Annotated in this window: 10 protein-coding genes; all 10 read right to left on the bottom strand. The window is 64.3% G+C overall.

Annotation, left to right across the window (positions count from 1 at the left end; translation table 11 throughout):
• The 10 genes from serS to RFM40_RS11165 all read right to left on the bottom strand — a co-directional run bounded on the left by serS (position 1) and on the right by RFM40_RS11165 (position 13165).
• The gene (serS, locus tag RFM40_RS11210; protein WP_320226575.1) at positions 1 to 1305 is read right to left on the bottom strand and encodes a serine--tRNA ligase; all 1305 of its coding nucleotides are present in this window, start codon (positions 1303 to 1305) and stop codon (positions 1 to 3) included.
• A gap of 201 nt (positions 1306 to 1506) precedes the next feature.
• Positions 1507 to 2373 carry a twin-arginine translocase subunit TatC gene (gene tatC, locus RFM40_RS11205; protein ID WP_320277552.1) on the bottom strand — a complete coding sequence of 289 codons (867 nt, stop codon included), beginning with the start codon at positions 2371 to 2373 and terminating at the stop codon, positions 1507 to 1509.
• Positions 2370 to 3095, bottom strand: coding sequence for a Sec-independent protein translocase protein TatB (tatB, locus tag RFM40_RS11200; RefSeq protein WP_320226573.1), 726 nt, complete (start codon positions 3093 to 3095; stop codon positions 2370 to 2372). The genes tatC and tatB overlap by 4 nt, the downstream gene beginning before the upstream one ends.
• Before the next feature lie 83 nt (positions 3096 to 3178).
• Complete coding sequence (locus RFM40_RS11195; RefSeq protein ID WP_320221194.1) at positions 3179 to 3397, bottom strand: twin-arginine translocase TatA/TatE family subunit; 219 nt, start codon at positions 3395 to 3397, stop codon at positions 3179 to 3181.
• 179 nt (positions 3398 to 3576) lie between these two features.
• Positions 3577 to 4332, bottom strand: coding sequence for an SMC-Scp complex subunit ScpB (gene scpB, locus RFM40_RS11190; RefSeq protein ID WP_320277551.1), 756 nt, complete (start codon positions 4330 to 4332; stop codon positions 3577 to 3579).
• Positions 4329 to 5129 (bottom strand): segregation and condensation protein A, encoded by an 801-nt coding sequence (locus tag RFM40_RS11185; protein WP_320277569.1) that lies wholly within the window; start codon positions 5127 to 5129, stop codon positions 4329 to 4331. The genes scpB and RFM40_RS11185 overlap by 4 nt, the downstream gene beginning before the upstream one ends.
• 63 nt (positions 5130 to 5192) lie before the next feature.
• Complete coding sequence (nagZ, locus tag RFM40_RS11180) at positions 5193 to 6212, bottom strand: beta-N-acetylhexosaminidase (RefSeq protein WP_320275449.1); 1020 nt, start codon at positions 6210 to 6212, stop codon at positions 5193 to 5195.
• A gap of 134 nt (positions 6213 to 6346) precedes the next feature.
• Positions 6347 to 10024 (bottom strand): SPOR domain-containing protein, encoded by a 3678-nt coding sequence (locus tag RFM40_RS11175; protein WP_320277550.1) that lies wholly within the window; start codon positions 10022 to 10024, stop codon positions 6347 to 6349.
• A gap of 103 nt (positions 10025 to 10127) precedes the next feature.
• Entirely contained in the window at positions 10128 to 11885 is a 1758-nt protein-coding gene (gene argS, locus RFM40_RS11170; RefSeq protein WP_320226569.1) for an arginine--tRNA ligase, read from the bottom strand.
• A gap of 62 nt (positions 11886 to 11947) precedes the next feature.
• Positions 11948 to 13165, bottom strand: coding sequence for a deoxyguanosinetriphosphate triphosphohydrolase (locus RFM40_RS11165; RefSeq protein WP_320226568.1), 1218 nt, complete (start codon positions 13163 to 13165; stop codon positions 11948 to 11950).
• Between the last annotated feature and the right edge of the window lie 51 nt (positions 13166 to 13216).

Genomic DNA, 13216 nt, shown 5'->3' with positions numbered 1-13216 from the left:
TCATTTCGATTCGATCTTGGCGAGGCCACTCATGTAAGGCCGCAGCACTTCAGGAATGGTTACGCTGCCATCCTCATTCTGGTAGTTTTCGATGACGGCAATGAGAGCGCGGCCGACCGCGGTGCCGGAACCGTTCAACGTGTGGACGAAGCGGTTGCCCTTGCCGTCCTTGTCCTTGTAGCGGGCGTCCATGCGGCGCGCCTGGAAATCGCCGCAGACCGAGCAGGACGAGATTTCGCGATAGGCGTTCTGTCCCGGCAGCCATACCTCGATGTCGTAGGTTTTCCGCGCGCCAAAACCCATATCGCCGGTGCACAGGGTCACCGTACGGAACGGCAGGCCGAGCCGCTTCAGCACCTCTTCGGCGCATTGGGTCATGCGCTCGTGCTCGGCAAGCGAGCTCTCCTGGTCGGTGATCGAGACCAGCTCGACCTTGTAGAACTGGTGCTGGCGCAGCATGCCGCGCGTGTCGCGCCCGGCCGAGCCTGCTTCCGAGCGGAAGCATGGCGTCAGCGCCGTGTAGCGCAGCGGCAGCTTTTCATGCGCGGTGATCTCTTCGCGCACGAGGTTGGTGAGCGGCACTTCCGCCGTCGGGATCAGGCCGAGGCGCCCGTCGCCATGCGGCGTGAAGAAAAGGTCGAGCTCGAATTTCGGCAGCTGGTTGGTGCCGAAAAGCACTTCGTCGCGCACCATCAGCGGCGGCTGGATTTCCTCATAGCCATGCTCGGTCGTGTGGAGATCGAGCATGAACTGGCCGATCGCGCGCTCCATGCGCGCGAGCTGGCTCTTCAGCACCGTGAAGCGCGAGCCCGACAGCTTCGCCGCCCGCTCGAAGTCCATCATGCCGAGCGCTTCGCCGATCTCGAAATGCTCCTTCACCCAGTTCGGCCGCGTCGGCACCTCGCCGACGATGCGCTTGACGACGTTGTCGTGCTCGTCCTTGCCGATCGGCACATCATCGAGCGGCACATTGGGCAGCACCGCGAGCGCGTCGTTCAACGCCTTGTCGAGCTCGCGCTCGCGCGCCTCGCCGTTCTGGATGAACACCTTGATATCGCTGACTTCGCCCTTGAGTTTTTCCGCCAAGGCGGCGTCGCCCGAACGCATCGCGTTGCCGATCTCCTTCGAGGCGGCGTTGCGGCGCTCCTGCTTGACCTGCAGTTCGCTGAGATGCGCGCGCCGCGCCTCATCCCTGGCGATCAGCTCGTCGACCGTGGACTGCGCTTCGCCAGCCGACCAGGAGCGCTTCACCAGCGCATCGACAAGGGCCTTCGGGTTGTCGCGAATCCATTTGATGTCAAGCATGGTATGAACGCTCCTGGCTAAGGCCAGAGGGCGTAAACCGCATCTGTCATCGATGCAAGACGGCGGGTAAGCGGACTGCCTTGATTTTCCGGCTGGGGACCGGCCCGCGCTTAACGCATGTCGCCCAGCGGTTTTGGGCGACATGCATCAAAACAAAGACTTTAAAGCGCGTCGCCTGAATCCGTTTCGACGCGACGCGCTCTAGGTCGATGACGCGTCTCGCGTATTTCCGGCAACGGAGCTATCCGCCTTTTCTTGCCTTTCGCGCGCCAGTCGGTCACGTTCCTGGCTGCGCTCGATCATGCGCGAGGACCAGATGGCGACCTCGTAGAGCACGATGGTCGGAAGGGCGAGACCGATCTGACTCATCGGATCGGGCGGGGTGAGCACCGCTGCGACGACGAAAGCGATGACGATCGCCCATTTGCGCTTCTCGGCTAGCGCCTGCGACGACAGCAGGCCGACGCGTGTCAGCAGGCTCGTCACTACCGGAAGTTGGAACACCAGGCCAAAGGAGAAGATCAGCGTCATGATCAGGCTGAGATATTCCGACACCTTCGGCAGCAGCGAGATCTGCACCTGGTCGTTGGTCCCGGCCTGCTGCATGGCGAGGAAGAACCACATCACCATCGGCGTGAAGAAGAAATAGACCAGCGAGGCACCCATCAGGAACAGAATGGGCGACGCGATCAAGAACGGCAGGAAGGCGCTGCGCTCGTTCTTATAGAGGCCCGGTGCGATGAATTTGTAGATCTGCGTGGCGATCAACGGGAACGCAATGACCATGCCGCCGAACATGGCGAGCTTCACCTGGGTGAAGAAGAACTCCTGCGGCGCAGTGTAGATCAGCTCGACCTTGTGCGGGTCGAGCCCCGCCCATTGCGTCGCCCATTTGAACGGGACGACAAGAAGGTTGAACAGGCGCTTGGCGAAGAAGAAACAGACGAGAAAAGCAATGAAGAAGCCGCCCAGCGACCATATCAGACGCCGGCGCAATTCGATGAGGTGCTCGATCAGCGGCGCCGACGATTTCTCGATCTCGTCTTTTTCCTGATCTGAAACACTCACTTGGCGGCTCCCGCCGTCTTCTTGGCATCGGCGGCCTTTTTCACGGCCGGCTTCTTTGCCGCCGCGGGCTTGGCTTCAGCCTTGGGCGCAGCCTTCCGGGAGGGCGCGGCAGCCTTTGCCGCCGCCGGCGCGGACTTTGCCGGGGCTTTCGCCGCCGGAGCCTTGGCCGATGCCGCTTTCGCCGCTGCACCGGCCGTCTTCGTCTTCGATGCGGCCACCTTTTTCGCAGGCTGGGCAAGCGCAGCGGTGTCCGGAACGGGCGCGGTTACCGAAGCGTCAGTCATGGCCGGAAAGATCGGCGCGGCCGGTGCCGCCTCCGTTCCGTTGATGCCGGGCATCTCTGTCGCGCCGTTCTTCAGCGGCTCGGCCGCCTGCGGCGTCGTTGCATCCGACGGCGCCTGATCGGAAGCCGGTTTGGGCTTCATCATCGTATCGACGCCGGCCCGCACATCGGCCGCCGCTTGCTCGAACGGATTGAGCTGCTTGCGGATCTCGGTCATCGGATTGAGCCCCCGCAGGCTGTCGACCGAGCTTTTGACGTCGTCGAGTTCGGCTTCCTTCAGGGCGTCGTTGAACTGCTTCTGGAAGTCGGCCGCCATGCCGCGCAATTTGGCCGCGGTGCGGCCGAAGGTGCGCAGCATGTTGGGCAAATCCTTCGGCCCGACGACCACGATCATGACGACCGCGATCACCAGCAGTTCGCTCCAACCGACTTCGAACATGGCAATCTATTCCAACGAGAGCATGTCGCCCAAAAGTGCGAAGCGGTTTTGGGACAACGACATGCTCAAAGCAACAACCGGGCTCAGCTCTTGCTGGCCTTTTCCTTACCCGGCGAAACGGTCTCGTCGGCGCGGTGCTCGACGGTACGCTTGTCGTCGGTATCGTCGTCGGCCATGCCCTTCTTGAAGCTCTTGATGCCCTTGGCCATGTCGCCCATCAGCTCAGGGATTTTGCCCCGGCCGAACACTAGAAGCACGATGACCAGAACGATCAGCCAGTGCCATATCGATAGTGAACCCATAACAATCTCTCTCGAATGTTTTCCCTCGGCGATGATCTATGCGTTTTCGCACGGGGATTCAAACACAACCGCAATGAAGTTGATAAAATGGCTAGCGGATGTCACGCACTTTCAGCGTGCCCGGCTTGCTACGAATCCGCGCAGCCCTTGCTAATAGACCATTCGCGGCAAATTCAAGGTCACTCTTCCGTGACGCGCGGTGTGAGCAGCCCGAGTTCCTCGAGGTCGATATCGGTCAGCGCATCCTCATCCTCGGCAAGTGCCTCCGGATCGGCCGGCGGCACTGGCATCGAGAAATTGGACGGCATGCGCGTCGAGAGCAATCCGGCGCCCTTCAGCTCTTCCATGCCGGGCAGATCGCGGATTTCCTCCAGCGCGAAGTGATCGAGGAAGGCATCGGTCGTGCCATAGGTCACAGGACGGCCAGGCGTGCGGCGCCGGCCGCGCATCCTGACCCACTCCGTTTCCAAGAGCGTGTCCAGCGTTCCCTTCGAGGTCTCGACGCCCCTGATGTCCTCGATCTCGGCCCGCGTCACCGGCTGGTGATAGGCAATGATCGCCAGCACCTCGAGCGCCGCGCGCGAAAGTTTTCTCTGCTGGACGGAGTCCCGGCTCATCAGGAAGGCGAGATCGCCGGCGGTGCGGAACGCCCAGGCATCGCCGACCCGCACCAGGTTGACCCCGCGCTTGGCGTAGATTTCCTGCAGGTCGGCCATCGCCGCCGCCATGTTGACGCCCTCGGGCAGGCGCGCCGCCAATTGCCTTTCGCTCACCGGCTCGGCGCTGGCGAAGATGATCGCCTCGGCCATGCGGACGGCTTCCGACAGCTGCAGCCGCTCGGCGGGGTTCGCAACAGAACCCTGTTCGGCCATCTCGTCTTCCGGCTCGTCCTCGACCTTGAACGGGATGACCGAAGCGTTGGCGCGCTCGCTCATGATACCACCTCGACTGCCTTGACCCCTTGTGCGCGCCCGCGCAGGTAGATCGGCGCGAAAACCTGGTCCTGCCGCACTTCCAGCTTGCCCTCGCGCACCATTTCGAGGGTCGCCGCGAAGGAACTGGCTACTGCCGTGCGTTTCTCTTCCGGCGCCGCCAGATATTGGATCAGGAAGCTGTCCAGCGCCGTCCAGTCGCTCAGCGTGCCGACCAGCCGCCCCAGCACGTCGCGCGCGTCCTTCAACGACCATACGGCGCGCCGGGCGATCGTCACGTTGTTGATCGCCTGCCGCTGGCGCTGCTGCGCATACGCGGTCAGCAGATCGTAGAGCGAGGCCGAATAGGCATTGCGCTTCTCCACGATCACCATCTCGGGCATGCCGCGTGCGAAGACATCGCGGCCGAGCCGGTTGCGGTTGAGCAGCCTTGCGGCGGCATCGCGCATCGCTTCCAACCGCTTCAGCCGGAATTGCAGCACCGCCGCCAGTTCCTCGCCGCTCTCGCCCTCTTCGCCAGGCTGCTTTGGGATCAGCAGCTTCGATTTGAGGAAGGCAAGCCACGCCGCCATCACCAGATAATCGGCCGCAAGCTCCAGCCTCAGCGCCCTCACCCTCTCGATGAAAGCCAGATATTGCTCGGCGAGCGCCAGTATCGAGATGCGCGCCAGATCGACCTTCTGATTGCGGGCCAAGTGCAGCAGAAGGTCGAGCGGGCCTTCGAAGCCTGCCACGTCGACCACCAGCGCCGGATCGCCGGTCAGGCGTGAATCGTCGTTCTCGGCCCAAAGACGGTCCATCGGTGCGGCCTTCGCGGCCTTGCTGTCCAATGTCTCCGCCACTTGCCCTTCTATCCCTTCGGTTCAGGCCACCGCTTCGAAATAGGTGGCGAATTCCGCGCGTATCGCACTTTCGTCGGCGACGTCGCGGCTCTTTATATAGGTCAGCGCCCGCTCCGCTCTCGCCAAGGACTTGCCTTCAAGCGCCGTCGTGCGCGACGCGATCCCTGACATTTCCTCGAAAACGCCGTTGCAGTGAAGGACGAGATCGACGCCGGCCGCAAGGATCGCGGCCGCCTTTGTCGGGAAATCCCCAGAAAGTGCCTTCATCGACGTGTCGTCGCTCATCAACAGCCCGTCGAAGCCGATCTCGCCGCGGATCACCTCGTTGACGACCTTGGCCGAGGTCGTCGCTGGATTGTCCGGGTCGACGACGCTGTAGACGACATGCGCCGTCATCGCCATCGGCAGGTGGTTGAGCGCCTTGAACGGGGCGAAATCATGTCGTCGCAACTCGGCGAGCGGCGTGTCGACCGTCGGCAGCGCGAAATGCGTATCGGCGAAGGCGCGGCCATGGCCAGGAATATGCTTCATGACCGGCAGGACGCCGCCCGACATCAGGCCTTCGGCCGAAGCCTGGCCAAGCTCGATCACGGCATTGGGCTCTTTGCCATAAGCGCGAGCGCCGATCACGTCGCTGGCGCCCTCGACTGGAACGTCGAGCACCGGCAGGCAATCGGCGGCGATGCCTAAACGGGAAAGATCGAAGGCGTGCAGCCGCGCCAGCAGCCACGTGGCGCGGCGGCCGGCCTCGCGATCGTCGCGCCAAAGCGCGCCAAGCGCGCCACCGGCAGGGTAATTCGGCGCCAGCGGCGGCCGCAGGCGCTGCACCCGGCCGCCTTCCTGGTCGATGAAGACCGGAGCATCCGGGCGCCCGACGCAGTCGCGCATCGAGGCTACCAGATCGCGGATCTGCCCGGCCTCGCCGATGTTGCGCGCAAACAGGATGAAACCCCAGGGGCGTTCATCGCGGTAGAAGCGGATTTCCTCAGGGGCGAGCGATTTCCCGGCGCAGCCGAGGATCATGGATTTTGATTCGGTCATAGAAGGAAGCTTAGGGCTTTGGGAAAGCAAAGGGAATCACCTCTGCCCCGCAGCGCTCGAATGCCGAAAGCCGTCCACAACGAAAAGCCGGCACGGCCCTGAGGGCAGCGCCGGCTTTGGGACGTTCGGGATGGTCAGCGCGACACGAAGCAGGTGCCGCCGGCCGCCTTGTAGCTGGTGCACAGGTTGATCGCGTCGTTGCGCGACTGTGCCGGAACGCGAACGCGGTAGAACGTGCCCTTGCCGGCGATCTCGGCCTTGACGATGTTGGCGGTGCGCCCGGAAAGCACGCTGCCGTAACGGCGCTGCAGGTCCTGGTAGGTCGACTGAGCGCTTTCGACCGTCGGCTGCGAGGCGACCTGCATCGACCACGAGCCGCCGCCTGCCGCCGCCGGATCGATGGAAGCGACCTTGTCGGGCTTGACCTCGCCGACGATGTCGACCGGCTGATCGGACGGGCGCGGCGGCGCCACCGGCACTTTCGCCGGCGTGTTGGTCGACTGGACCTTGGCTTCGGCTTTCGGCGCGGCAGTCGGTTTCGTTGGCTTGGCGGTCTCATCCTGACCGGAATCGGCCTGATCCGCGGACTGGTCGGCGGCCGGCGTGACGGTTCCCGTCGACTGGGCATCGCCCTGTCCGGCCGGAGCGACATGCTGCGGCACCGGATCGGGAGGCTCCGTCGCCGCAACTTGCGGCGCGGGAGCCGGGTCCTCGCGCGGAACCAGCGAGCCGTCGGGCTTCACCATCATGGTCTTGACCTTGCGCGGCGCAACGGCGACGACGTCGTTGTTGGTCCCCTTGTCGGCTTCCTGCAGCACCTGGGCGATGCGGTCTTCCGATTTCGGCGCTGGAGCGGCCGGCTGCGCGCTCTCAGGCGCTGCCGCCTGGGCACCAGCCGGCACTGAGGCGTCTGCAGTCGGCGCTTCTGCTTTCGGCGCGGCGGCGTTCGGATTGCCCGCTGCGTCAGTACCAGGCGCTGCGTCGGTATCGTCAGGCGAGAGGTCGACGATCCGGCTCTGCGGCGGTTCCTTCGACGCCACGTCGATCGGCTCCTCGGTGTTGGTCACCAGTTTCTGCTGCACAGGCTCAGTGGGCTTGGCCGCCCCACCCTTGGCCACCGCGTCATAGACCTTGTTGTCCTGGTTCGGCACCACGGCGCCGCCCGGATTTTCCGGCTTGACCTTGATCGGCGAATTGTCGGCCTTGACGATTACGGGCGCTTCGCTGCCGCCCTTGCCGCCGAAGGAGAAGGCAAGAGCGCCGAGCCCGCCGGCGATCACCGCGGCGCCGACGAGCGCGGCAACCATGAAGCCACGGCTGCGCGGCTTTGCGGCTTCGCGCTCGGCAAGGCCTGGCACGGTCATCGCCTCGTCGAACTCGGGATCGTAGTCGAGCTCGTCGACTGCGAAGCCCTCAGCTTGAGAAACCGGGCGGCTGCCGGGCAAATCGTCGGCATCGAATTCGCTCGCGGCCGCGGCATAGGAGGCGGCCGCCGGAGCGGCGGGCGTCTCCGCGCGAAGCTCGCGACGATCATAGCCGGTCTTGAACCCGGCATTGTAGGAATCGTCGTCATAGCCTCGGTTCTGCACCGGAGCCGCCGCGATCTCCGTCGCGTTCATCTCGCTAAGCAAGCCCGCAAACTCGGCATCGAGATCGTCATAGGCGGACGCCGCCGGCTGATCCTCCTCGAAGCTGAGCTCCGGAATATCGAGATCGTCGGCCAGCGCCACGACGCGCTCCGGCACGTCGACGGTCTCGACATCGGGCATTTCCTCCTGATGGCGAGGCGGCGGTGCCGAGGCTGGCTTGGCGTAGGCGGAATAGTCCTTCGTCGGCTCGTCACCATAGCCAGGCGCCGCCATCTCCAACGTCGGCTTGGCGTAGGCGGAATAGTCCTTCACCGGCTCGTCACGATAGGCGGGAGCCGCCGTTTGCGGCACTGAGGCCGTCAGCGGGTGCGTCGCGAACGACGCCTGCGCAGGTGCGGCGACCGGGGTCACGCGGCTCCACGACCGGGCCGGTTCGGCGACCGACGCGTCCTGCTCGATGCCCTTGGCAAAAGCTGCATCGAAAGCCTCGTCATCGAAATCGATGCTCGGCTCGGCATTCTGTTCAGCCGCCGTGTCTTCGAAGCCCTGCCGGTCGAGTTCGCCGGCGAGCAGCGCATCGAGATCGGCATCGGCAGGCTGATCGGTCTCCTCGCTTCGCGCAAGCTCGTGCTCATCGAGATCCCAATCGAGATCATCGGCTGCGACGGCAGCATGCTGGCCGGTGTAGCCGGCCGGCTGCGGCGCCGGAGCGGGTTCCTTGGCGACCGGAGTGGGGGCGACCGGAGTGGGAGCAACCGGAGTGGGAGCAACCGGAGCCGGCGCTGCCGGGATGGGCCGTGCGGTCATAGCGCCGAGCAGCGCGTTGAGCTCGTCTTCCAGGCTCCGCTCGCCGCTGGTCGCAGCCGGCTCGGCCGGCTCGACTGCCGCAATCGGCGGAACCGGTGCCGATACGGCCGGAGCAGGCTCCGCGAATGACGGCTCAGCCGCAGCCACAGGCTCGACAGCAGGAACTACCGGCTCCTCGGCAAGAGCGTCACCGAAGTTGAGTTCGAAATCGTCTTCGAAGACCTGATCGGTTGCAGCCTCGTGGCCAGCGACGGGTTCAGGCTCCGCGGCGGCAGCTTCCGGCTCCTCGGCAAGGGCGTCACCGAAGCTGCGTTCGAAATCGTCTCCAAAGACCTGATCGGTTGCAGCCCGGTGGCCAGCAACGGGTTCAGGCTCGACGGCGGGAGCTTCCGGCTCCTCGGCAAGGGCGTCACGGAAGCTGAGCTCGAAATCGTCTTCGAAGACCTGATCCGCGGCGGGCTCGGGATCGGCAACAAGCTCAGGATCGATGGCGGTCTCGGGATCGGCGGCGAAAAGCGCTGCCTCGACAGCCTCCGGCTGCTCGGCATCGACCAGTTCCTGTTCCAGGATCGGCTGATCGAGATCCATGTCGACATCGGCCATCGCCTGGTCAAATGGGGCCTGATCGAACTGGACCTGATCGAACTCGCCCTCGAAATCTCCGTCGGCGATCGGCTGGCCGGCAGCGAGATGAGCCTCGATCGGCTGAACGTCAGCGGCCTCGGACTGCCCGGTCTCACGGTCATCGAACGCCAGTTCGTCCTCGATCGACATCTGGACGGCATTGTCGAAATCGGCATCGAATGCCGCCTCGGCCGCAGGCTCGGCAACGGCGGGCTCGGCGGCCGCGACGGCGCCATGGCCCGCATCGGCCTCGTTATGGTCAGTCCGGAAGCTATCATCCAGCGAGGCCGCCATTTCCTGGTCGACGGAAAGATCGTCCTCAAGAGGCGAGACCTCGTCCTCCAGAGGCGAGACTTCGTCCTCCAGAGGCGAGACGTCCAAGGAGCCCGCGACCGCCTTGTCGAAATCATCGTCAGCTGTCGGCTCCGGTGCACGGGGCGCGGCAAAGTGAGCGTGGTCGGCCGCGTCGTCAAAGACGAAATCCTGCTCAAAGGAAGCGGCAAGCTCGTCGTCGGTGAGTTCGTAAGCCGGCTGGTGCTGGGCCGCCTGCTGCGCGACCGGCGCGCTTTCCTCGGCAACGTCGAATTCGCCCATCAACTCCTTTTCGAGGTCGATGTCGAAATCGCCCTCTTCCGCAGCCTGGTTTGCGGGGGCAGCCTTTGCGGCCCCTGGCGTCTGCGGCCTGACCGGCTGGCGCGGATCGAAACCCATGATGCGGGTCAGTTCCGCGAAAGGATCATCATCGGCGATGTGGTTGTTTGCGGCTACTTTCAGCTGGGTTCTGTCTGCCATTATTGTTCCCGAACTCGCACACAGTCGGACGCCATGGACGTCGCGCAGGGTTGGCCCTTACCAGCGCAATGTGGGCAAAAGGTGACAGGTTTTTTAGTCAAACCTAACGCATTTCGGTAGGCGCATCAGCTCCTATCAGCGTCAGGCCGGAGGTCAAAACATCCGAAACAGCCTGCACCAGCCCTAGTCTGGCATACGTCAATTGTGGGTCGTTAACCTTAACAAAACGTAAGTCTGGGTTGTCGGTGCCCCGATTCCAGTGTGCGTGGAAGCTGGACGCCAGATCGTAGAGGTAGAATGCCAGCCGGTGCGGCTCCAGCGCAAGTGCGGCGGATTCGATCAGCCGTGGATATTCAGCCAGCTTGCGGATCAGGCCGATCTCGCCCTCGTCTGTCAGCGACGCGACCGAGGCCACGAGCCGGTTTCGGTCGAAATTCGCCTCGCCCAATTGCTCGCTCGCCTGCCGGAACACCGAGTGGCAGCGCGCCGAGGCGTACTGCACGTAAAACACCGGATTGTCCTTGGACTGCTCGGTGACCTTGGCGAAGTCGAAATCGAGAGGCGCGTCGTTCTTGCGGTAGAGCATCATGAAGCGGATCGGGTCGCGGCCGACCTCCTCTACCACGTCGCGCAGCGTGACGAAATCGCCTGACCGCTTCGACATCCGGACCGGCTCGCCATCGCGGAACAGCTTGACCAGTTGGCAGAGCAGGACCGTGAGCTTGACCGTGTCGCCGGCGACCGCGCGCGCCAGGGCCTCGAGCCGCTTGACGTAGCCGCCATGGTCGGCGCCGAGCACATAGATCAGATCGACGAAGCCGCGCTCGACCTTGTCCTTGAGATAGGCGACGTCGGCGGCGAAATAGGTGAACGAGCCGTCGGACTTGACCAGCGCCCGGTCCATGTCGTCGCCGACGGCGGTCGAGCGGAACAGCGTCTGCTCGCGGTCCTCCCAGTCGTCCGGCTTCTCGCCCTTCGGCGGCGGCAGCTTGCCCTTGTAGATATGCCCTTTGAGCGTCAGGTCGGCGATCGCCGCCCGTATCTTCTTGGCGTTGTCGGCATGCAGCGTGCGCTCGGAAAAGAACACGTCGTGATGCACGTTGAGCAGCGCAAGATCCTCGCGGATCATCGCCATCATCGCGTCGACCGTGCGGTCCTTGACGATCGCCAGCGCTTCGTCTCCCGGCATCTCCAGCAGGCCAAGCCCGAACTGCTCGGCCAGCGCCTGGCCGACCGGGACCAGATAGTCGCCGGGATAGAGGCCTGGCGGGATCTCGCCGATGTCTTCGCCAAGCGCTTCGCGGTAGCGCAGCATGGCCGAGCGGCCGAGCACGTCGATCTGCGAGCCGGCGTCGTTGATGACATATTCCTTGGTCACGTCGTACCCGGCGAAGGCCATCAGGTTGGCAAGCGTGTCGCCGACGACGGCGCCGCGGCAATGGCCGACATGCATCGGGCCGGTCGGATTGGCCGAGACATATTCGACGTTGGCTTTGCGGCCGCCGCCGATCTTCGAGCGGCCATAGTTGCGGCCCTCGCCGAGCAGCACCGCGAGATGCGCCTGCCAGAACCCGTCCTTGAGTCTAAGATTGACGAAACCCGGCCCGGCGACATCGGCAGACGCGATGTCGGTATCGGCGCGCAATACTTCGATCAGCTTCTCGGCGAGGGCGCGCGGGTTCTGGCCGGTGGGCTTGGCCAGCACCATCGCCGCATTGGTGGCAAGATCGCCATGGCTCGCATCGCGCGGCGGCTCGACCGCGATACGTGACAGATCCGGCGACACGCCATCCTTGTCTTTCAGATCAAGGGCTTCGACAGCTTTTATAATCCGCGCGTTGAAATCGGCGAAGATATTCATCGGGTGTGCTCTGGGCTTTAAGAGGCGACCGGCATTCTTGGCCGGCAAAATCGAGGCTCGCCCTAGCTCAAATCGGGCGTATGGTCAAACAATCGCCTGTGCTCCTTGAGCGCATAGGTATCGGTCATGCCGGCCAGGAAATCGGCGACGCTGCGCGCCTTGATGCGGTCTTCCGCTCTGTCGAGCCCTTCGCGCCAGCCGTCCGGCATGGCGCGCGGGTCGACGAAATAGACATCGAACAGGTCCCGGACGATCTGTTCGGCATCCGCCCGCACGCGCATCACTTCGGCATGCCGGTAGAGATGCTTGTAGAGGAAGGCCTTCAGTTCCTTTTCGGCCGCGGCCATTTCGGCGGAGAAGGTCACCATCGTGTCGCCCGCCGCTCTCACCGCGTCGGCGCTGTCCGGCTTGAGGCGCTCGATGTTGGCGGCGGTGGACGCGATGACATCCTCCACCATCAATGTGATCTGCCGGCGCATCAGCTCATGGCCGGTGCGTACGTCGTCGAGCCCAGGATAGCGGGCGCGCACTGCCTCGAGGATCGAACCCGGCAGGCCGACATCCTCCAGCATTTCCAGCGTCAGGAAGCCGGCGCGCAGGCCGTCGTCGATGTCATGGGTGTTGTAGGCGATGTCGTCGGCGATTGCGGCGCACTGCGCCTCGATGCCGGCGAAGCGGTCGAGCTCGAGGTCGTGCAGCTCCGAATAGTCGCGGATCGCCTGCGGCACCGCGCCTTTCAGCCCCTTCCCACTCGCGTCGGTGAGCGGACCGTTGTGCTTGACCAGTCCTTCCAGCGTTTCCCAGGTGAGGTTCAGCCCGTCGAACTCCGCATAGCGCCGCTCGAGCCGCGTCACGACGCGCAGCGACTGCGCATTGTGGTCGAAACCGCCCCAACCGGACATCTTCTCGTTCAGCGCCTCCTCGCCGGTATGGCCGAAAGGCGTGTGGCCGAAATCATGCACCAATGCCACCGCCTCGGCGAGATCCTCGTCGCCGCGCAGCGCCCGCGCCAAGGCACGGGCAATCTGCGCCACCTCGATCGAATGCGTCAGCCTGGTGCGATAGTGGTCGCCCTCATGCGCGACGAACACCTGCGTCTTGTGCTTCAGCCGGCGGAAGGCGGTGGAATGGATGATGCGGTCGCGGTCGCGCTGGAACGGCGTGCGGGTCGGGCTTTCCGGCTCGTCGAACAGGCGCCCGCGCGAACGCGCCGGGTCGCTGGCATAGACGGCGCGCGGCCGGTAGCCGAATCCGATATCGTCGAGAGCATCCTTGCCCATTCACCCACCAGTTGACTTGCCCCCGCCCGCTTCATACCTATCATGGGAAAC

It is taken from the genome of Mesorhizobium captivum, from assembly GCF_033977165.1.
In the GTDB taxonomy this organism is placed as follows: Bacteria; Pseudomonadota; Alphaproteobacteria; order Rhizobiales; family Rhizobiaceae; genus Mesorhizobium; species Mesorhizobium captivum.
Note: the sequence above shows the minus strand (reverse complement) of the source record. Positions and strands in the feature narration are given on the sequence as shown.

Coding starts and splice junctions, on each gene's coding strand:
- RFM40_RS11165 (WP_320226568.1), bottom strand. CDS start 13,165: ATGGGCAAGGATGCTCTCGACGATATCGGATTCGGCTACCGGCCGCGC.
- serS (WP_320226575.1), bottom strand. CDS start 1,305: ATGCTTGACATCAAATGGATTCGCGACAACCCGAAGGCCCTTGTCGAT.
- RFM40_RS11195 (WP_320221194.1), bottom strand. CDS start 3,397: ATGGGTTCACTATCGATATGGCACTGGCTGATCGTTCTGGTCATCGTG.
- nagZ (WP_320275449.1), bottom strand. CDS start 6,212: ATGACCGAATCAAAATCCATGATCCTCGGCTGCGCCGGGAAATCGCTC.
- tatB (WP_320226573.1), bottom strand. CDS start 3,095: ATGTTCGAAGTCGGTTGGAGCGAACTGCTGGTGATCGCGGTCGTCATG.
- RFM40_RS11175 (WP_320277550.1), bottom strand. CDS start 10,024: ATGGCAGACAGAACCCAGCTGAAAGTAGCCGCAAACAACCACATCGCC.
- argS (WP_320226569.1), bottom strand. CDS start 11,885: ATGAATATCTTCGCCGATTTCAACGCGCGGATTATAAAAGCTGTCGAA.
- RFM40_RS11185 (WP_320277569.1), bottom strand. CDS start 5,129: ATGGACCGTCTTTGGGCCGAGAACGACGATTCACGCCTGACCGGCGAT.
- scpB (WP_320277551.1), bottom strand. CDS start 4,332: ATGAGCGAGCGCGCCAACGCTTCGGTCATCCCGTTCAAGGTCGAGGAC.